At 70.1% G+C, this 19,617-nt stretch carries 20 protein-coding genes; 9 read left to right on the top strand and 11 right to left on the bottom strand.

Features of this window, described 5'->3' with window-relative positions:
- The first annotated feature begins 12 nt into the window (after nt 1-12).
- From OHB21_RS04900 to OHB21_RS04910, 3 genes are read left to right on the top strand one after another with little or no spacing between them, the layout of a single operon-like run.
- Nucleotides 13-1,038: a thiolase domain-containing protein gene (locus tag OHB21_RS04900; protein ID WP_067505316.1), complete on the top strand. Its 1,026-nt coding sequence runs from the start codon at nt 13-15 to the stop codon at nt 1,036-1,038.
- Nucleotides 1,035-2,204, top strand: a complete 1,170-nt coding sequence (locus OHB21_RS04905) for a thiolase domain-containing protein (RefSeq protein ID WP_067505319.1) — start codon at nt 1,035-1,037, stop codon at nt 2,202-2,204. Before OHB21_RS04900 ends, OHB21_RS04905 begins: the two co-directional genes overlap by 4 nt.
- The gene (locus OHB21_RS04910) at nt 2,204-2,626 is read left to right on the top strand and encodes a nuclear transport factor 2 family protein (RefSeq protein ID WP_067505322.1); all 423 of its coding nucleotides are present in this window, start codon (nt 2,204-2,206) and stop codon (nt 2,624-2,626) included. The genes OHB21_RS04905 and OHB21_RS04910 overlap by 1 nt, the downstream gene beginning before the upstream one ends.
- A gap of 89 nt (nt 2,627-2,715) precedes the next feature.
- Here the strand turns inward: OHB21_RS04910 and OHB21_RS04915 are convergent, their stop codons facing one another.
- Complete coding sequence (locus OHB21_RS04915; protein ID WP_067505325.1) at nt 2,716-3,969, bottom strand: cytochrome P450; 1,254 nt, start codon at nt 3,967-3,969, stop codon at nt 2,716-2,718.
- A gap of 127 nt (nt 3,970-4,096) precedes the next feature.
- On the opposite strand from OHB21_RS04915, the gene OHB21_RS04920 reads away from it, so the two are divergent.
- A complete protein-coding gene (locus OHB21_RS04920) occupies nt 4,097-5,260 on the top strand; it encodes a steroid 3-ketoacyl-CoA thiolase (protein WP_067505328.1) in 1,164 nt (387 codons plus the stop codon).
- A gap of 362 nt (nt 5,261-5,622) precedes the next feature.
- Nucleotides 5,623-6,039 (top strand): helix-turn-helix domain-containing protein, encoded by a 417-nt coding sequence (locus OHB21_RS04925; RefSeq protein WP_019044759.1) that lies wholly within the window; start codon nt 5,623-5,625, stop codon nt 6,037-6,039.
- A gap of 373 nt (nt 6,040-6,412) precedes the next feature.
- On the opposite strand, the gene OHB21_RS04930 is transcribed toward OHB21_RS04925, so the two are convergent.
- From OHB21_RS04930 to OHB21_RS04950, 5 genes are all read right to left on the bottom strand, one after another.
- A complete protein-coding gene (locus tag OHB21_RS04930; RefSeq protein WP_067505331.1) occupies nt 6,413-7,435 on the bottom strand; it encodes a hypothetical protein in 1,023 nt (340 codons plus the stop codon).
- Complete coding sequence (locus tag OHB21_RS04935) at nt 7,432-7,947, bottom strand: ImmA/IrrE family metallo-endopeptidase (protein ID WP_067505334.1); 516 nt, start codon at nt 7,945-7,947, stop codon at nt 7,432-7,434. The genes OHB21_RS04930 and OHB21_RS04935 overlap by 4 nt, the downstream gene beginning before the upstream one ends.
- 7 nt (nt 7,948-7,954) lie before the next feature.
- Entirely contained in the window at nt 7,955-8,944 is a 990-nt protein-coding gene (locus OHB21_RS04940; RefSeq protein ID WP_195125293.1) for a hypothetical protein, read from the bottom strand.
- Between the two features lie 383 nt (nt 8,945-9,327).
- Nucleotides 9,328-10,236 carry an SDR family oxidoreductase gene (locus tag OHB21_RS04945; RefSeq protein ID WP_195125292.1) on the bottom strand — a complete coding sequence of 303 codons (909 nt, stop codon included), beginning with the start codon at nt 10,234-10,236 and terminating at the stop codon, nt 9,328-9,330.
- A 31-nt stretch (nt 10,237-10,267) separates the two neighbouring features.
- Nucleotides 10,268-11,056, bottom strand: a complete 789-nt coding sequence (locus OHB21_RS04950; RefSeq protein ID WP_067505360.1) for an SDR family oxidoreductase — start codon at nt 11,054-11,056, stop codon at nt 10,268-10,270.
- Between the two features lie 72 nt (nt 11,057-11,128).
- Here OHB21_RS04950 and OHB21_RS04955 point away from each other — a divergent pair, with 72 nt between their 5' ends.
- The 4 genes from OHB21_RS04955 to OHB21_RS04970 are packed head-to-tail and all read left to right on the top strand — an operon-like array spanning nt 11,129 to nt 14,626.
- A complete protein-coding gene (locus tag OHB21_RS04955; RefSeq protein WP_067505363.1) occupies nt 11,129-11,893 on the top strand; it encodes an enoyl-CoA hydratase family protein in 765 nt (254 codons plus the stop codon).
- Nucleotides 11,894-11,903: 10 nt separating this feature from the next.
- A complete protein-coding gene (locus OHB21_RS04960; protein ID WP_195125291.1) occupies nt 11,904-12,779 on the top strand; it encodes a CoA transferase subunit A in 876 nt (291 codons plus the stop codon).
- Nucleotides 12,780-13,535 carry a CoA-transferase subunit beta gene (locus OHB21_RS04965; RefSeq protein WP_067505366.1) on the top strand — a complete coding sequence of 252 codons (756 nt, stop codon included), beginning with the start codon at nt 12,780-12,782 and terminating at the stop codon, nt 13,533-13,535. It begins immediately after the preceding gene.
- Nucleotides 13,532-14,626, top strand: a complete 1,095-nt coding sequence (locus OHB21_RS04970; protein ID WP_067505369.1) for an NAD(P)H-dependent flavin oxidoreductase — start codon at nt 13,532-13,534, stop codon at nt 14,624-14,626. Before OHB21_RS04965 ends, OHB21_RS04970 begins: the two co-directional genes overlap by 4 nt.
- Before the next feature lie 147 nt (nt 14,627-14,773).
- Here the strand turns inward: OHB21_RS04970 and OHB21_RS04975 are convergent, their stop codons facing one another.
- The 5 genes from OHB21_RS04975 to OHB21_RS04995 all read right to left on the bottom strand — a co-directional run bounded on the left by OHB21_RS04975 (nt 14,774) and on the right by OHB21_RS04995 (nt 19,599).
- Nucleotides 14,774-15,922 (bottom strand): acetyl-CoA C-acetyltransferase, encoded by a 1,149-nt coding sequence (locus OHB21_RS04975; RefSeq protein WP_067505578.1) that lies wholly within the window; start codon nt 15,920-15,922, stop codon nt 14,774-14,776.
- Nucleotides 15,923-16,017: 95 nt separating this feature from the next.
- A complete protein-coding gene (locus OHB21_RS04980) occupies nt 16,018-16,638 on the bottom strand; it encodes a TetR/AcrR family transcriptional regulator (RefSeq protein WP_195125290.1) in 621 nt (206 codons plus the stop codon).
- Between the two features lie 61 nt (nt 16,639-16,699).
- On the bottom strand, nt 16,700-17,422 hold the full coding sequence (locus OHB21_RS04985; protein ID WP_067505372.1) for a hypothetical protein: 723 nt from the start codon (nt 17,420-17,422) through the stop codon (nt 16,700-16,702).
- A 133-nt stretch (nt 17,423-17,555) separates the two neighbouring features.
- Nucleotides 17,556-18,353, bottom strand: a complete 798-nt coding sequence (locus OHB21_RS04990; protein WP_067505375.1) for an SDR family oxidoreductase — start codon at nt 18,351-18,353, stop codon at nt 17,556-17,558.
- A gap of 52 nt (nt 18,354-18,405) precedes the next feature.
- Nucleotides 18,406-19,599, bottom strand: coding sequence for an acyl-CoA dehydrogenase family protein (locus OHB21_RS04995; protein WP_195125289.1), 1,194 nt, complete (start codon nt 19,597-19,599; stop codon nt 18,406-18,408).
- Nucleotides 19,600-19,617 lie beyond the last annotated feature (18 nt).

A 19,617-nucleotide genomic window follows, 5' to 3' on the forward strand; every position in this document is an offset into this window, starting at 1 on the left:
GAGGCGAGCACGTTGACTGACAACGACATCGCGGTCGTGGGCTTCGCGCACGCGCCGCACGTGCCGGAGACCTTCGGCACCACCAACGGTGTCGAGATGCTGGTGCCCTGTTTCGCCCAGCTCTACCAGAAGCTGGGCATCAGCAAGTCCGATATCGACTTCTGGTGCTCGGGATCTTCCGATTACCTTGCCGGACGGGCGTTCTCGTTCATCTCCGCGGTCGACGCCATCGGCGCGGTGCCGCCCATCAACGAATCGCACGTCGAGATGGACGCGGCCTGGGCGCTGTACGAGGCGTTCGTGAAACTGAAGTCGGGGCAGGCGCGCACCGCGCTGGTGTACGGCTTCGGCAAGTCCTCGGCGGGCACCCTGCGCCAGATCATGACCATGCAGCTGGACCCCTACCTCGTGACGCCGCTGTGGCCCGACGCGCTGTCCATCGCCGGACTCCAGGCGCGCGCGGGCATCGACGCGGGCCGCTGGAGCGAACGCGATATGGCCGCGGTGGCGGCCAACGGCTCCGGCGACGTCGAAAGTCTGCTCGCCACACCGTATGTCGCCGATCCGCTGCGCGCCCACGACTGCGCGCCCGTCACCGACGGCGCGGCCGCCGTGGTGCTCGCCGTCGGCGACCGGGCGCGGGACCTGTGTGAGCGACCGGTCTGGATCAAGGGCATGGCGCACCGCATCGACACCCCGGTGCTGGGCGCGCGCGATCTCACCGTCTCGCCGTCCACCGCCGCCGCGGCGCAGCAGGTCACGGGCGGCGACCTGAGCGGCTTCGATATCGCCGAACTGCACGCGCAATTCAGCCACCAGCAGCTGATCCTCGCCGAGGCGATCGGACTGAAACCGGAGACCAAGGTCAATCCGTCCGGCGGCCCGCTGGCCGGCAACCCCATGTTCGCGGCGGGACTGGAGCGCATCGGCTTCGCGGCCGAGGCGATCATGGCGGGCGAGGCCGATCGCGCCCTCGCCCACGCCACCAGCGGTCCCGCGCTGCAACAGAACCTCGTTACCGTTTTGGAGGGGCAGTGAGCTTCCCGGCCGCGGTGCTCGGCACCGGTCAAACACATCACGTGACGAAACGCTCGGACGTGTCGATGGCGGGCATGTGCCGCGAGGCGATCGATCGCGCGCTCGCCGACGCCGGACTCACCATCGCCGATATCGACGCGGTGGTGGTCGGCAAAGCGCCCGACCTGTTCGAGGGCGTCATGATGCCCGAACTGCACATGGCCGACGCGCTCGGCGCCACCGGCAAACCGCTGCTGCGCGTGCACACCGCGGGCTCGGTCGGCGGCTCCACCGGCGTGGTGGCCGCCAACCTGGTGCAGGCCGGCGTGCACAAGCGGGTGCTCGCGGTGGCGTGGGAGAAGCAGTCCGAATCCAACGCGATGTGGGCGCTGTCGATCCCGGTGCCGTTCACCATGCCGGTGGGCGCGGGCGCGGGTGGCTACTTCGCGCCGCACGTGCGCTCCTACATCCGCCGAGCCAACGCGCCCTCGCACATCGGCGCCATGGTCGCGGTGAAGGACCGCCGCAACGGTGCGAAGAACCCGCTGGCCCACCTGCGCCAGCCCGACATCACCATGGAGTCGGTGCTCGCCTCCCAAATGCTGTGGGACCCCATCCGTTTCGACGAGACCTGCCCCTCCTCCGACGGGGCCTGCGCCATCGTGCTCGGTGACGCCGACGCCGCGGCCGCCGTGGAGGCGCAGGGCCGCACCGTGGCGTGGGTGCACGGCACCGCCATGCGCACCGAACCCACCACCTACGCCGGGCGCGACCAGGTGAATCCGCAGGCCGGCCGCGACGCCGCCGCCGCGCTGTGGCAGGCGGCGGGGATCACCGACCCGCTCGAGGAGATCGACGCCGCCGAGATCTACGTGCCGTTCTCCTGGTTCGAGCCGATGTGGTTGGAGAACCTCGGCTTCGCCGCCCCCGGCGACGGCTGGAAGCTCACCGAGAAGGGCGAGACCGAGATCGGCGGCCGCATCCCGGTGAACCCGTCCGGCGGCGTGCTCTCCTCCAACCCGATCGGCGCGTCCGGGCTCATCCGGTTCGCCGAGGCCGCCAAGCAGGTCATGGGCAAGGCGGGTGATTACCAAGTGCCGAATGCGCGCAAGGCGATGGGCCACGCGTATGGCGGTGGGTCCCAGTATTTTTCCATGTGGGTTGTAGGTGCGGAGAGGCCTCGCTGATGACCGGCACGAAGACCGAACATCCCGCTCGGGCCGCGGGTTTGGCGTCGCAGGCGGCGGTGCGGGCGCGGGACAAGGACGCGTGGCTGGCTTTGTTCGCCGAGGACGGGATCGTCGAAGATCCCATCGGCCCGTCGGGATTCGACCCGGAGGGCAAGGGGCATCGGGGGCGTGACGCGATCGCGGCGTTCTGGGACAAGGCGATAGCGCAGACCGAGTCGATCGAATTCCTCTTCGACGACTCTTTCGCCTGCGGCGCGGAGGTGGCCTTCACCGGCACCATCCGCAGCCGCCTCGGCGGACATCAGATCGACGCCGACGGCGTGTTCACCTACCGGGTCGACGGCGCGGGCAAGATCGCCGCCTTGCGCGCGTTCTGGGAGGTCGACCGCGCGATGGCGACCGCCAGGCGCGTCGACTGATAACCGGCCGCCCCTCCCCCTCGGGGCGGCACAGGGAAGGGCCCCTCGGACCGAATGGGTACTCCGGTCCGAGGGGCCCTTTTCGTGCGCTACGCCCCGGCGGTGCGGTAGTCCACCGGGAACTCCTTGATGCCGTTCAGCCAACCCGACCGCAGCCGCTTGGGATCGCCGATCTTGGTGATGTCGGGCAGGTGGTCGGCGATGGCGTTGAAGATCAGGTCGATCTCGAGCCGGGCCAGGTTCGCGCCGACGCAGAAGTGCGCGCCGGTGCCGCCGAAGGACAGGTGCGGGTTGGGGTCGCGGGTGATGTCGAAGGTGTCCGGGTTCTCGAACACCGACTCGTCGAAGTTCGCCGAGCGGTACAGCAGCACCAGCCGCTGCCCCTTCTTGATCCGCACCCCGCTCAGTTCGGTGTCCTCCAGCGCGGTCCGCTGGAACGAGGTGACGGGGGTGGCCCAGCGGATGATCTCGTCCACCGCGGTGGCCGGGCGTTCCCGCTTGTACAGCTCCCACTGGTCGGGGTTGTCGAGGAACGCCATCATGCCGTGCGTGATGGCGTTGCGGGTGGTCTCGTTGCCGGCGACGGCCAGCAGGATGACGAAGAAGCCGAACTCCTCCGGGGTGAGGTGATCGCCGTCGACATCGGCCTCGATCAGGGTGGTGACCAGGTCGTCGGCCGGGCGCTGACGGCGCTCCTCGGCCATCTGGTAGGCGTAGCCGAGGATCTCCGTCGACGCGGCGACCGGGTCGATGTCGATGTCCGGGTCGTCGTAGCCGGTCATCTCGTTGGACCACTCGAAGACCTTCATGCGGTCCTCCTGCGGCACGCCGATCAGCTCGGCGATGGCCTGCAGCGGCAGCTCACAGGCCACCTGGGTGACGAAGTCGCCCGAGCCGGCCTGCGCGGCGGCGGTCACGATCTCCCGCGCCCGCGCCGAGAGCTCGGCGCGCAGGCTGTTGATGGCCCTGGGCGTGAAGCCGCGCGAGATGATCTTGCGCAGCTTGGTGTGCTCGGGCGCGTCCTTGTTGATCAGGATGAAGCGCTGCAGCTCGATCTGCTCGCGGGTGATGTCGTCGTTGAAGCGCGGGATCGCGGTGTTCTCGTGGGTGGAGAAGACATCACTGCGGCGCGACACCTCCTTGACGTCGGCGTGGGTGCTGACCACCCAGAAGCCGTCGTCGTGGAAGCCGCCCACCTCGGGCGACTTCGGGTTCCACCACAGGGGCGCGGCCTTGCGCAGCTCGGCGAACTCGGCCTCCGGCACGCGATGGGCGTAGATGTCCGGGTCCGTGACGTCGAACCCGTCCGGCAGTTTCGGGTGGGCGCTGCGGGTCTCAACCACCAGATGTCTCCTTCGACAAACTGAAACACGTTCTACAATCAATTCCAGCACAGCCGGAAGGACTAGTAAAGAAGCTGGCGAGATCCTGCTGTCACACGTTTCAGTTTGCACCGAGGAAAGGACCGAGATGGGCACACCCGTCATCGTCGAGGCCGCGCGCACCCCGATCGGCAAGCGCGGGGGGTGGCTGGCCGGGCTGCACGCCGCCGAACTGCTCGGACTGGCCCAGCGCGGCCTGCTCGAGCGCGCCCACCTGGATCCGGCCCGGGTCGAGCAGGTGATCGGCGGCTGCGTCACCCAGGCGGGCGAACAGTCCAATAACGTCACCCGTGTCGCCTGGCTGCACGCCGGGCTCCCCTGGCAGGCCGGCGCCACCACCGTCGACGCGCAGTGCGGGTCCGCGCAGCAGGCGAACCACCTCATCGCCGGACTCATCGCGACCGGCGCCATCGACGTCGGCATCGCCTGTGGCGTGGAGGCGATGAGCCGAGTTCCGCTGGGCGCCAACGTCGGCGAGCACGCCGGGCCGCGCAGGCCCGCGTCGTGGAACATCGATCTGCCCAACCAGTTCGAGGCCGCCGAACGAATCGCCAAGCGGCGCGGCATCACTCGCGCCGACGTGGACGAATTCGGCGCGCGCTCACAGCGCTTGGCCGCGCGGGCCTGGACCGAAGGCCGCTTCGACCGCGAGGTGCTCCCGGTCACCGCACCCGCGGTGGACAAGGAAGGCGCGCTCACCGGCGAGAAGGTGGACGTCACCCGCGATCAGGGCCTGCGCGAGACCACCGCCGAAGGGCTGGCGAAGCTGAAGCCGGTCCTGGAGGGCGGCGTGCACACCGCGGGCAGTTCCTCACAGATCTCCGACGGCGCGGCCGCGGTGCTGCTGATGGACGAAAAGGCCGCCACCGCAGCGGGATTGCGCCCGCGCGCGCGGATCAGGACCCAGGTGCTCGTCGGCGCGGAGCCCGAGTTCCACCTGGACGGCCCGGTGCAGGCGTGCACGCGTCTGCTGGAGCGATCCGGGATGAGCATCGGCGATATCGATCTCTTCGAGATCAACGAGGCCTTCGCCTCGGTCGCACTATCTTGGGCGTCTGTACACCAACCCGACATGGACCGGGTAAATGTCAACGGCGGAGCCATCGCACTCGGCCACCCCGTGGGCTCGACCGGATCCCGGCTCATCACAACGGCTTTGCACGAGCTGGAACGCACCGGCCAGGGCACCGCGATGGTGCTCATGTGCGCCGGTGGCGCACTGGCGACAGGTACGATCATCGAGAGGTTGTAGCAAGTTCAACCAATTCCATGCTGCAAGTTGAACGTTCATCCCCGGGCCCGGAAAACGTGTCGTACACCACACAATCCGCGATACAACCGACTAGATGAGATGTCAGCTATCTTTTAGCTATCATCGAGCCGTCGGGGAAGACCGTCGCGACGGGCTAGAACCGGGTCGTACCGGGCCTCTACTAGAGACGTTGGCGCGACCCGCAAACGCCGCCGTCCCAGTGCCTTCGCCGACGTCACGCCTGGAAGCTTCAAGGAAATCCGGAATCAGGCGTAGGTTTTCAGTTACTGAGCCGCTAATATCAATGATACGTATCCGAGATAACGACTGTTAGTACAGCGAAGGGAATTGGGCGGCTCACAATGGCTGATTTCGCGGCGCGGCTGAACAAGCTGTTCGAAACCGTGCATCCCCCGGGGCGCAAGCCGCACACCAACGCGGAGGTTGCGGCTGCGCTGACGGCCTCCGGGCATCCGATCTCGAAACCGTATCTCTCGCAGTTGCGGTCGGGGCAACGGACCAACCCGTCGGACGAAACGGTGGCGGCACTGGCCAAGTTCTTCAAGGTCAAGCCCGACTACTTCTTCAACGACATCTACGCGGCCAAGATCGATCACGATCTCGAGCTGCTGGCCCAGCTGCAGGGCTATGGGCTGCGACGGTTGTCGAGTAGGGCGTTCGACCTCTCCGAAGAATCACAGAACCTCCTCACCTCCATGGCGGAGAAGTTGCGGGCCAGCGAAGGCTTGCCCGAAATTCCTCCGGATGGAACCGAATAGGGTTCACCACCAACGCGGCACAGTGCGACCGGAAGGTCGCACTGTGCCGCGTTGTGCGATCCGCCGCCCATAGCGCGGCCGTCGCGGCCGCCCGCCAATTCGGCGCGGCCGCCGCGACGGCACCCCGGCGCGGTTCGCTCGCGCATTAGGCTCGTGTGTGGACCGCGTGCGCACACATTCCGATTCAGCGCAATGCAAGAACGTTTGCACGTACGCTCCGGACGAACCGCTCGGTGCGCGGAACGCCATTGGGCAAACGCACTGCTGCGAACCGCGGCATTCTGCGACGCGCGAAGTCCGTTGGAAAGACCCGAGTTTCCCGGGCACGATTCTCAGCGGGCGGCGACACCGCGAGCACGGGTCGCCGGCGACGTCACCGCGACCGCGCCCGTTCCGCCCTGGCGCCCTGCGCCTTCTCGAAAGCGAGCGCGATGGCCCGCACCCAGCCGCGCGGGCTGACGCCCTCCGGCGGCGCGATCCAGCGCGCGTCGACCACGATGTCACCCAACGGGTTACGCGCCCACTCCGCCACCAGCCCGGCCCGCTCCGGGATCGAGGCCGGCGGCGCGCCCGCCGCGACCAGCTCCACACCGCTGCCCGACTGCAGGTACAGCGCGTCCATGATCTGGGCCACCTGGTCCGAAGCCCGCAGCTGCGTGGAGGTTCCGGTCTGATCGTGCGCGACGACCTCGGGGAACCGCTTGATCATGGTGCGGTGCAGCGGGCGGATCTGGCGCAGCAGCAGCCGCGCGCGCACCCACAGCTCCACCACGATCCAGACCGCGCCGAAAGAGATGAGCAGACTGGCGATTTCCCACGCCACCCAGGCGAAGGTGGGTTCGCCGTGCGGGGCGCGGGGCGCGTCGGTGAGGGCGCGGCCGATGTTCAGCGCCGCGAGCACACCCACCACGGCGGTGCCCGCCGTATAGATGGCGATACCGCGGCCCAGGGTGGTCCAGTCCAGGTTGCGCAGACCGGTTACCACGATGAACACGCTGCCCAGCGCGACGAGCATCCAGCCGAAGGTGAACGACCACAGCAGCGAGATCAGCACCGCCACACCGCCTCCGGCGTAGATGAGCATCGCGATCTGGCGCAGGTTGCGCCGCGACACCACCGGCCAGGCGGCCGCCGCGACGACCGAGGTCGCGGTGACGAAGGCCAGCCACGACCCGAGCACGATGCCGTCGGACAGCAGGCCCGGAGGCAGGCCGCGCGGCAGCAGATTGTCGATGGCCAAAGCGATTTCGGGCACGGCCACCGTCGCGGCGGCCGCCACCGCCGCCACCGCGACGACGATCGCGACGCGCGCGGTGGTGGCGGGCTTGACCAGCACGCGGCCCACGCGCGCACCCGCCGCGATCCACACCAGCATTGCGGTCAGCCACAGCGTCATCCGAGTGCCTCATCGAATCGAAGGACCGAGACGCCTGCGCCCCGGCTGTTGAACACGCGCAGTCGGGTCATGAGCATGGCGGCGAAGGTCTCGGCCTCCCATTCGGCGAGTTCGTCGGCGCCGTCGTCCACGATCTGCTGGTGCGCGCGCTGGCTGAGCATGTAGGCGATCAAATCGTCGCTGGCCTCCAGGGTGACCTCGGGGGCGGGCGCGCCCTCGTGATCGAACACGATGTGCCCGAGTTCGTGGGCCAGCGTGTGGTCGCGGCTGGGCAGTGCCTGGGCCAGCACGATCACGTCGCGGTCGGGGTAGAACCGGCGCTGTCCGCACACGCCGGGGCCCAGATGCGCACTGGCGATCTCGATTTCGCGCCTGCGCTCGTCGGCGATCGCGGCCACCACCTCGTCGAGGGTGGTGGCGTCGGAGTCGGCCGCGACGGCGCACACGGCGTCGACGGCGGCCGCCACCCGGCGGTAGGACCGGGAGCTGCTCTGCGTCCTGCTCTCACTCATCGCTACCTCACGACCTCGGGCCGAAGAACTGGGCGCGGGCGGCGTCGATGCGCGCCTGCGCGGCGGAGGCGCCTTGGAAGCTCACCGCACCGGAACCGGCGCCCGCCAGGGCGAGCGCGGCGAGGCCGCCGATCACCGAGAGCATGTTCGGCTCGGGCAGGCCGTCGTCGGCGCTGGTCGGGCGGACGTTGTGGTCGGGGTTCGCGGGCGCGGCGGGTGCCGCGGGCGGAGCCGGTGGGGCAGGTGGCGGCGGTGGTGGCGCCTGTTCGGGTAGCGCGGGCGGCGCGGCGACGGGCACCGGGGCCAGCGGCGGAGCCGGGATCGCGGGCACGGCCGGAACGGCCGGCGGAATGATGACCGGCACCGGCGGAACCACGGCGGGCGGTGCGGGGACGGCCGGGATCGGGATGAGGAGCAGCAGGAGGGGCGCGGCCGAACCGACCGCCGCGGACCCCACCGCGGCCGAGCCGAGGGCGGCGGAACCCGTTGCGGCGGAACCGACTCCGGCCGATCCCACACCGGCGGAGCCGAGCGCGGCCGAACCCGTCGCGGCGGCGCCGACGCCCGCCGAACCGAGTGCGGCCGAACCGGTGCCGAGCGCGGCCGAACCGGTCGCGCCGAGGCCCACACCGGCGGAACCCACTGCGGCGGAACCCGTTCCGAGCACGGCGCCCAGGCCGGCCGAGCCGGTGCCCAGCAGCGCGCCCAGGCCGGCGGAACCGGAGCCGAGCACCGCGCCGAGCCCACCGGAGCCGGTCGCGGCGGAACCCGCGCCTGCGGCCGAACCAGCGGCGGAACCGGCACCCGCCGACCCCGCACCGGCCGAACCAGCTCCCGCCGAACCAGCGGCGGCCGAACCAGCTCCCGCCGAACCAGCGGCGGCCGAGCCCGCGCCCGCCGAACCGGAGCCCGGGCCCGCGACGGGACCGGGCGTGCCGATCTCCTCGCCGTAATACCCGGGGTTGTTCGGGTCCAGGCCCAGCGGCTGCGGCGTCACTTCGGACGATCCGGGCGACGAGGGCTCCTCCAGTGGGATGCCACCGGGTTGCGCGGTCGCCGCGACGGATCCGCATAGCGCAAACCCGGCAACAGCACCGGCCAGTGCCACCGCGCGGAACATGCGACCAACGGCCATTCGCGAGCCTTCCCTGGGTCTTCCCCGTCACACGGGGAGCACGCCGTACCTACAGCGCTGATCTCCGCCCGGTCGCGATTCACCCACCCGGACTTCTACGGACGATCGCCCATAGTAATGCCCGCCAGGAATCGACGCAGAGAAAGTACCCCCGGTCACAGGCACCGGGGACTTTCGTCCTCCCCGGTGTTAGCCGAGGTTTCACTGGCAGGTTACCCAGCCCGCTCAGCAAACCTCGGTGCGGCTCACCCGCCGTAGACGGGCTCCGGCGGCGCCGCCTTCGCGATGAGGTCGGCGACCACGGGCCCGAGCTCGGCGGGTTCCCACCGCGCGCCGCGATCGACGGCCACGCCGTGGCGCCAGCCGTCGGCCAGCGCGACCTTGCCGCCCTCGACCTCGAACATGCGGCCCGTCACCCCGGCCGACCGGGCGCTGCCCAGCCACACGACCAGCGGGGACACGTTCTCCGGGGCCATGGCGTCGAAGCCGGAATCGGGCTTGGCCATGGTCTCGGCGAACACCGTCTCGGTCATCCGGGTGCGCGCGGCGGGGGCGATGGCGTTGACGGTGATGCCGTAGCGGGCGAACTCGGCGGCCGCGGTCAAGGTCAGCCCGGCGATGCCCGCCTTGGCGGCGCCGTAGTTGCCCTGGCCGACGCTGCCCTGCAAGCCGGCGCCGGAGCTGGTGTTGATGATCCGGGCGTCGACCGGACGACCGGCCTTGGCCTCCCCGCGCCAGTACTCGGCGGCGTGCCGCATGGTGGCGAAGTGGCCCTTGAGGTGCACGCGGATCACCGCGTCCCACTCCTCCTCGCCCAGGTTGACCAGCATCCGGTCGCGCACGAAGCCGGCGTTATTGACCAGCACGTCCAGCCCGCCGAAGGTGTCCACGGCCTGGCGGACCAGGTTGCGCGCGCCCGCCCAATCGGCCACGTCGTCGCCGTTGACCACGGCCTGCCCACCCATCGCCTCGATCTCGGCGACCACCTGGGCGGCCGGGGTCTCGGTGGTGGCGGCACCGTCGAGGGCCGAGCCGATGTCGTTGACCACCACGCGCGCGCCCGCGGCGGCGAAGGCCAGCGCGTGCGCCCGGCCGATCCCGCGGCCCGCGCCGGTGACGATGACGGTGCGCCCGGCGCAGATCTGCTCGTCCATTCCCTGTTGTCCTCTTTCGTTGCGGTTGCGGTCAGTGCTTCGCGCCGTTGGCGGCGGTGGACGCGGCGAGGAAGGCCGGGCGCTCGCCGCCGCCGTGCACGGGCAGCGAGCCGCCGCTGATGTAGGCGGCCAGCGGTGAGGCCAGGAAGACGGCGGCGCGGCCGATGTCCTCGGGCGCGGCCATCCGGCCCAGCGGCACGGTGGCGGCGACGGCCTCGACACCGTCGCGGTCGCCGTAGTGCAGTTCGCTGAGTTCGGTCTCGACCAGGCCCACGACCAGCGAGTTGACCCGCACCTTGGGCGCCCACTCCACGGCCAGCGACTGGGTGAGGCTGTCGACGCCCGCCTTGGCGGCGCCGTAGGCGGCGGTGCCCGGCGAGGCGCGGTGCCCGCTGACGCTGGAGACCATCACGATGGAGCCGCCCGCGTCCTGGCGCTGCATCACCTCGTTGGCCACCTGCGAAACGAGCAGCGGGGCAAGCAGATTCAGCTCCACGATCTTGGCGTGGAATTTCGGGCTGGCGGTGGCGGCGAGGGCGAAGGGCGCGCCACCGGCGTTGTTCACCAGGTGATCGAGGCGGCCGTATCGCGCGACGACGGTGTCGATCAGCTCTCGGACCGCGTCGGGATCGCGTACGTCGCAGGGCAGGTAGTCGATCTCGCGATCGCCGTGCACGACGGGCGTATCGGCCGGACGGCGCGCGCAGGCGACCACGGTCGCCCCCGCCGCGAGGAAGGCTCGGCTGATGCCCGCGCCGACACCGCGCACCCCGCCGGTGACCAGAACGACGCGATCGGCCAGATCGATTTCGAGTCCCACCGTGCTAACCTACCAAGCAACTGCTTGCTTTGCCAATGCGACAGACTTCCGGCACGCACGATGGGATACGCGATGGGGATCGACCGTCACACCGAATCAACCGGCATCACCGTGGTCACGGTGGACTATCCGCCGGTCAACGCCATTCCGACCGACGGTTGGTTCGCCATCGCCGACGCCGTGCGCGCCGCCGGGCGCGACCCGGAGACCAAGGTGGTGGTGCTGCGCGCGGAGAACCGCGGATTCAACGCGGGCGTGGACATCAAGGAGATCCAGAGCAAACCGGGCCACCAGGCGCTCATCGACGCCAACCACGGCTGCTTCGAGGCGTTCGGCGCGGTGTACGACTGCCCGGTGCCGGTGATCGCGGTGGTGCAGGGCTTCTGCCTGGGCGGCGGCATCGGCCTGGTCGGCAACGCCGATGTGGTGATCGCCTCCGACGACGCCACCTTCGGCCTGCCCGAGGTGGACCGGGGCGCTCTCGGCGCGGCCACCCACCTGGCGCGGCTGGTGCCCCAGCACCTCATGCGCGCGCTGTTCTACACCGCGAGCACCATCACCGCGCAGCAGTTGCACCACCACGGGTCGGTGTACCAGGTGGTGCCGCGCGCCGAACTCGACGCCGCCGCCATGGAGCTCGCCAAGAACATCGCGGCCAAGGACGGCCGCGTGCTGCGGGCGGCCAAGCGGGCGCTCAACGGCATCGACCTCCAGGACGTGCACCGCAGCTACCGCTACGAGCAGGGCTTCACCTTCGAACTCAATCTCGCGGGCGTGGCCGACGAGATCAGGGCCCGATTCGACGACGATCTCGCGGCCCGCAAGGCCGGAAAGTAGGGGAAAACACATGCGCGACAAGAGAATGTCGCTCGAGGACGTGGTCGGCGAGCTGCGCAGCGGCATGACCATCGGCATCGGCGGCTGGGGTTCGCGGCGCAAGCCGATGGCGCTGGTGCGCGCCCTGCTGCGCTCCGACGTCACCGATCTCACCGTGGTGAGTTACGGCGGGCCGGATCTGGGCCTGCTGTGCTCGGCCGGCAAGGTGCGCAAGGCGTATTACGGCTTCGTGTCACTGGATTCGGCCCCGTTCTACGATCCGTGGTTCGCGAAGGCCCGCACGTCGGGCGCGCTGATCGCCAGGGAGATGGACGAGGGCATGCTCAAGTGCGGGCTGGAGGCGGCCGCGGCGCGGTTGCCGTTCCTGCCGATCCGCGCCGGGCTCGGCTCCGACGTGCCGAACTTCTGGGAGGGCGAGCTGCGGACGGTCGCCTCGCCGTACCCGGGACCGGACGGCAGGCCCGAGACGCTGACCGCGATGCCCGCGCTGAATCTCGATGCGGCACTGGTGCATTTGAGCATCGGTGACAAGCACGGCAACGCCGCATACACCGGCGTCGACCCGTACTTCGACGACCTCTACTGCCTGGCCGCCGAGCGCCGCTACCTGTCGGTGGAGCGGATCGTGGACACCGAGGAACTGGCGAAAGCCGTTCCCCTGCAATCGCTTCTGCTCAACCGGATGATGGTCGACGGCGTGGTCGAGGCTCCCGGGGGGGCGCACTTCACGCTCGCGGGCGACGACTACCGGCGCGACGAGAAATTCCAGCGGCACTACGTGGAGGCCGCGAAGACACCCGAGTCGTGGCAGGAGTTCGTGGACACCTATCTCGCGGTGTCCGAGGACGAGTACCAGGCCGCCGTGCGCAAGTTCCAGGAGGCGTAGATGAGCACCGACACCATCACCCGCGCGGAGGTCTGCGCGGTGGCCTGCGCCGAGATCTTCGCGGGCGCGGGCGAGATCATGGCCTCGCCCATGACGCCGATGAGCACCCTGGGTGCGCGACTGGCCAAGCTCACCACCGAACCCGATCTGCTGCTCTCCGACGGCGAGGCGCTGTATCTCGCCGAGACGCCGCCGCTGGGCGGGAAGTCGCCGGTGGAGGGCTGGATTCCGTTCCGCCGGGTGTTCGACGTGGTCGCCTCCGGACGCCGGCACGTGGTGATGGGCGCCAACCAGATCGACCGGTACGGCAACCAGAACCTGTCCGCCTTCGGCCCGTTGCAACAGCCCACGCGCCAGATGTTCGGCGTGCGCGGGGCGCCCGGCAACACCCTCAACCATCCGACCAGCTACTGGGTCGCGCGGCACACCAAGCGCGTGTTCGTGGACCGGGTCGACATCGTGTCGGGCGTCGGCTACGACAAGGTCGATCCGGACAATCCGGCGTTTCGTTTCCTGCACCTGCACCGCGTGGTGACCAATCTCGGCGTCTTCGATTTCGAAGGTCCCGGCCACACCATGCGCGCCCGGTCACTGCACCCCGGCGTCACGACCGAGGAGGTCGCGGAGAACACCTCGTTCGAGATCGCGGGGCTCGCCGAGGCGGGCGAGTCCCGGCTGCCGACGGCCGAGGAACTGCGGATCATCCGGGATGTGCTCGACCCCAAGAAGATTCGCGAGAGCGAGGTGCCGTCGTGACGCCCCGGCTGCGGACGCCGCTGACCGAACTGGTCGGCATCGAGCATCCGATCGTGCAGACCGGCATGGGCTGGGTGGCCGGACCGAGCCTGGTGTCGGCCACCTCGAACGCGGGCGGGCTCGGCATCCTGGCCTCGGCGACCATGACGTATGAGGAGCTCGAGGCCGCCGTCGCGAAGACGAAGGCGCAGACCGGCAAGCCCTTCGGCGTGAACATCCGCGCCGACGCGGCGGACGCGCCCGACCGCATCGACCTGCTCATCCGCGAGCGGGTGGCGGTGGCGTCGTTCGCGCTGGCGCCCAAGAAGGAACTCATCGCGAAGCTGAAAGACGCGGGCGTGGTGGTGATTCCGTCGATCGGGGCGGCCAAGCACGCGGTGAAGGTGGCGTCGTGGGGCGCCGACGCGGTGATCGTGCAGGGCGGGGAGGGCGGCGGGCACACCGGCCCGGTCGCCACCACGCTGCTGCTGCCCTCGGTGCTGGACGCGGTGGACATCCCGGTGGTGGCCGCGGGCGGATTCTTCGATGGGCGCGGGCTGGCTGCGGCGCTGTCCTACGGCGCGGCCGGGATCGCGATGGGCACCCGGTTCCTGCTGACCCAGGAGAGCACGGTGCCCGACGCGGTGAAGCAGGAGTACCTGGACCGCCACCTCCAGGACACGGTGGTCTCGCTCAAGGTCGACGGTATGCCGCACCGGGTGCTCAACACCGAACTCGTGCAGCGCCTGGAACATTCGGGCCGCTGGCGCGGGCTGGCGGCCGCGGTGTCGAACGCGGCGCGCTTCAAGAGCATGACCGGGATGAAGTGGTCCACGATGGTTCGCGACGGCCTGGCCATGCGAAAGACCAAGGACCTCACCTGGTCTCAGGTCGTGATGGCGGCCAATACCCCGATGCTGTTGCGCGCCGGGCTCGTCGAGGGCAACACCCACGCGGGCGTCCTCGCCGCGGGACAGGTCACCGGCATCATCGACGACCTGCCCACCTGCGCGGACCTGATCGACCGGATCATGACCGACGCGGTCGCTCGGATCGATGCGCTCGCGGCGTTGCGTGACGGGGCGACGGTCACGCAAGCCCCGCCCGTCTGAGCGCGCGTTCGACGAGGTGCCGCCCGGAAGTCCGGGCGGCACTTCGTCGTTCACCTTCCGGCACGCGAACGACCGGACCCGTGCGAGGTGGACATCGGCGCGGGGCATTCGGCGAGCGCCGCGGTCCACCCGCTCAGGGGAGATCCGTCAGAGTCGTTCGATGATCGTGACGTTCGCGGTGCCGCCGCCCTCGCAGATGGTGAGCAGGCCGTAGCGCCCCTGGCGGCGCTCCAGCTCGTTGAGCAGGGTCGCGAACAGCTTGGTGCCGGTCGCGCCGAGCGGGTGGCCGAGCGCGATCGCGCCGCCGTTGACATTCACCTTCTCCGGATCGGCGCCGGTCTCCTTCAACCACGCCAGCACCACGGGGGCGAACGCCTCGTTGATCTCCACCACGTCGATGTCGTCGATGGTGAGACCGGTCTTCTCCAGCGCCCACTTGGTGGCCGGGATCGGCGCGGTGAGCATGAAGATCGGGTCCGCGCCGCGCGCGCTCACGTGATGGATGCGGGCGCGCGGGGTGAGCCCGTACTCCTGGACCGCCCACTCCGAGGCGAGCAGGGCGGCGCTGGCACCGTCGGAGATCTGGCTGGCCACGGCCGCGGTGAGCGGGCTGCCCTCGGCCAGCGGCGGCAGCGAGGCCATCTTCTCCAGCGAGGTCTCGCGCGGGCCCTGGTCGATCCAGAAATCACCCACCGGCACGATCTCGTTGTCGAACTTGCCCTCCTTGATGGCCCGGCGGGCGCGCTCGTGGCTGCGCAGCGCCCAGCGCTCCATGTCCTCGCGGCTGATGCCCCACTTCTCGGCGATCAGCTGCGCGCCGCGGAACTGCGAGACCTCGTCGGTGCCGTAGCGGTGGTCCCAGCCCTGCGCGCCGACGAACGGCGAGTCGAAGCCGTACTCCTTGCCGGCCAGCATGGCCGCCGAGATCGGGATGGCGCTCATGTTCTGCACGCCGCCCGCGACGATCACCTCGGCGGTGCCGCTCATGATCGCCTGCGCGCCGAAGTTCACCGCCTGCTGCGACGAACCGCACTGGCGGTCCACGGTGACGCCGGGGACCTCCTCCGGATACCCCGCCGTCAGCCAGGCCGTGCGGCCGATATTGCCCGCCTGCGGGCCGATGTTGTCGACACAGCCGACGATCACGTCGTCGACGGCGATGGGGTCGATCGGCGAGCGGTCCAGCAGGCCGCGCAGCGCCGCCGCGCCGAGATCGGCCGGGTGCACGCCCGCCAGCGCGCCGCCGCGCTTGCCGACCGGGGTGCGCACCGCGTCGATGACGTAGGCGTCCCGCAGTGGGGCATAAGGGGGACGGTTGCCGTCGGAGCCTGCGGAGACGGCGGGGTGGGTACGCGCAGCACGGCGGGCCGAGGGTGTAGACATGAAAACTCCTAGTCGCGGTGCCGCGGCGCGGTGAGGCCGTCGAGCACGATGGTGAGATATTGCTTGGCGAGGTTCTCGACGGTGATCGGGCCGCCCGGCCGGTACCAGCGCACGGCGACCCACACCGTGTCGCGCAGGAAGCGGTACGCGAGTTCGACGTCGAGCTCGGGACGGAAGCTGCCGTCCTCGACACCGCTGGTGAGCACCCGGTGCCACAGCTCGCGGAACTCGCGGTTGTACTCCTCGATGTAGGCGAAGCGCTCCGCATCGCGCAGCCGCTTGGCCTCGGCCTGATAGATGGCGACCGCCGCGTGGCTGCGATCGAAGGATTCGTAGGACGCGAGCACCAGCGCCTCGAGCGTGTCGCGCGCGCTCAGCCCGGCCCCGACGATCTCGCGGTACCGGCCGAACAGGTCGTCGAGGAATCCGCGCAGGATCTCGTCCACCATCGACTCTTTCGAATCGAAGTGGTGGTAGAGGCTGCCCGATAGAATCCCCGCCGCGTCGGCGATATCCCGCACGGTGGTCGCCCGCAACCCGCGCTCCGCGAAGAGATCGGCCGCCATGGCGAGCAGTTCCGTCCGTCGAGCCGATTTCGAAGAGTCAGGTGCCGTCACAACGGCTATCATAAACCAAGCATTTGCTTGGTGAAAGGTGGGCACGGGAGCGCGGCGGCTCTCGGCGTCAGGCTCAGCGCAGCGAGTAGCGCAGGGGCGAGGACATCGACAGGTCCGCCAGCAATCGATCGCAGATGATCACCGGCGAGACCCCCGCCCGCGCCATCCGCGCCACCAGCGCCAATCGCCGCTCCGGCGTATCCCATTCGACGGTCAGCGGCACACACCCCGGCCCCGCGTCGACGGTCGCCATCGCGCGCGGCGGACCGTAGGGCACCGGCTCCTCGCTGATCTTCAGCACCATGCCGCGCTGCCACGCCTGGTAGGCGGTCATATCGGCGCCGAGGACGAGCTTGTCGGTGGCGGCGCACAGCCCCTGGGCGATGGCGGCGCCGACGGCGGTGCCGTCGACGCGCTCGCGCCGGCACCGGCGCAGCACCTCGAGCAGATCCGAGCGCACCTCGCAGAGTAGGGCGGTGCGGCGTCTGCGGTGCCGGTCCTGCTCGGACAGGCCGCCGCCCACGCCGATGCGGCGCAGGCGGGCGCGGTCGCGCGCGAGGTCGGCGCGCAGGGCGGCCTTGGGATCGCGGGTGATCGCCTCCTCGTCGACGGCGAAACCCTCGAGGATCTGCGCGGCGCGGGAGGCGGTGGCCCGTTCGGATTCGTGCGCCATGAGTTCGGCGCCGAGGGTGAGCGCGGCGAGCACCATACTGTCCAGCCGACGCCTGGCGAGCACGACTTCGCTCACCACATCGAGTTCCAGTTGTTCGCGGGGATCTGGGCATTCCGAGCCCATGGCGATCGCCCCTAACTCCGAGTGCGGGATCCGACCACTTTCAGCATGGCACACCCGCACCCCCGACACGCCAGCCTTTTTACCTGATCGGAAGCATGATCAGCGGCCGGGAAACGATCTCACCGAGATCGCCTCAGGCGCGCTGGCTGCTCACCGAGACGACCTCGCCGGTCAGGTAACTGGTGTAGTCACTGGCCAGCATGGCGATGGTCGCGGCCACCTCCCACGGCTCGGCCGCGCGCCCGAACGCCTCCCGCTCGGAGAGTCGGTCCAGCAGTTCGGTGGAGCTGACCTTGTCCAGAAAGGCGTGCCGGGCGATGCTCGGCGCGACCGCGTTGACGCGCACGCCCAGCTCGGCGGCCTCGACTGCGCTGCACCTGGTCAGCGCCATCACGCCGGCCTTGGCGGCCGCGTAGTGCGCCTGCCCGTACTGCGCGCGCCAGCCGAGCACGCTCGCGTTATTGACGATCACACCGCCGTGCCCCGCCGACCGGAAGTACCCGAGCGCGGCGCGCGTGCAGCGGAAGGTGCCGTTGAGCGTGATGTCGAGGACCCGGTCCCACTGCTCGTCGGTCATGTCCACCACGGGCGTCTCGCCGCCGAGTCCGGCGTTATTGACCATGATGTCGATGCGGCCCAGCGCTTCGGCCGCGCCGCGCACCAGGTCGTTCACCTGCTCGGTGCTCTGCACATCGCAGGCGATGGCGGCCACCCGCCGGTCGGGGAACTCGCCTTTCAGTTCGACTTCGGTCTCGCCGAGCCGGCGTTCGTGCCAGTCGGAGACCACCACGTCGGCGCCCTCGGCCAACAGCCTGCGCGCGGTCGCCGACCCGATCCCGGTACCGGCGGCGGCGGTGACCACCGCGACGCGACCGGTCAGCAGTCCGTGCCCGGGGATGGGTTCGGGCGCGATCGACAACGGCCCGCTCATGCTCGCACCTCGCTCCGGCCCGCCTGAAGTTCGGTCCCGACGGCCCGCCCGTTCACGGCCGCGCCTCCCTCGGCAGCCCGAGCACCCGCTCGGCGATGATATTGCGCTGCACTTCGTTCGAACCTCCGTAGATGGTGTCGGCGCGGGTGAACAGATACAGCCGCTGCCATTCGTTGAGATCGTCGTCCTCGTCGGCCACCAGCCCGCGCGCGCCGAGCACGGCCATGGCCAGCTCGCCCAGCCCGCGGTGCCAGTTGGCCCAGAGCAGTTTCGCGACGGACGCCTGCCCGCCGTCGTCCACACCCGCACCCTCCATCGTGCGCAGCGCGTGGGCGCGCAGGACACGCAGTCCCACCCACGCCCGGTCCAGGCGATCGGCGATCAAGGGGTCGTCGGCCGCGCCGGTGCGCCGGGCCAGCGCCTCGATGTCGGCGAGTTCGCGCGCGAAGCGGATCTGCTGGCCGAGGGTGGAGATGCCGCGTTCGAAGGTCAGGGTGCCCATGGCGATGCGCCACCCGTCGCCGGGCTCGCCGACGACCAGGTCGGCGGCGGTGCGCGCGTCGTCGAAGAACACCTCGTTGAACTCCGAGGTCCCGGTGAGCTGGATGATCGGGCGCACTTCCACGCCCGGCTGTTTCATGGGAACGAGCAGGTAGGACAGGCCCTTGTGGCGCACCGAGCCCCTCTCGGTGCGCGCGACGACGAAGCACCAGTCCGCCACGTGCGCCAGCGAGGTCCAGATCTTCTGCCCGTTGACCGACCACTCGTCGCCGTCGAGGTGCGCGGCGGTGCCGATGGCCGCCAGATCCGAGCCGGCGCCCGGCTCCGAATACCCCTGGCACCACAGCTCGGCGACGGTCCGGATACCCGGCAGGAACCGGTCCTTCTGCGCCTGGGTGCCGAACGCGAGCAAGGTGGGGCCGAGCAGTTCCTCACCCACGTGCGAGACGCGCGCGGGCGCGTTCGCCTTGGCGTACTCCTCGTGGAAGATCACTTGCTGGCGCACGGTGGCTTCGCGCCCGCCGTACTCCTTCGGCCAGCCGAGGCAGGTCCAGCCGGACGCGGCGAGGTGCCGGTCCCAGGCCAGCCGCTCCTCGAACGCCTCGTGTTCGCGGCCGGGACCGCCCAACCCGCGCAGCGCGCGGAACTCTCCGTGCAGATTCTCGGCCAGCCACTCGCGCACTTCGGCGGAAAACCGCGCGTCGGCGGCGGCGGTGCCGGAATCTGAGGTCTGGATCGCAACCACGCCGGTAGGATAACCTAC

It is taken from the genome of Nocardia puris, from assembly GCF_036051655.1.
GTDB lineage: Bacteria > Actinomycetota > Actinomycetes > Mycobacteriales > Mycobacteriaceae > Nocardia > Nocardia puris.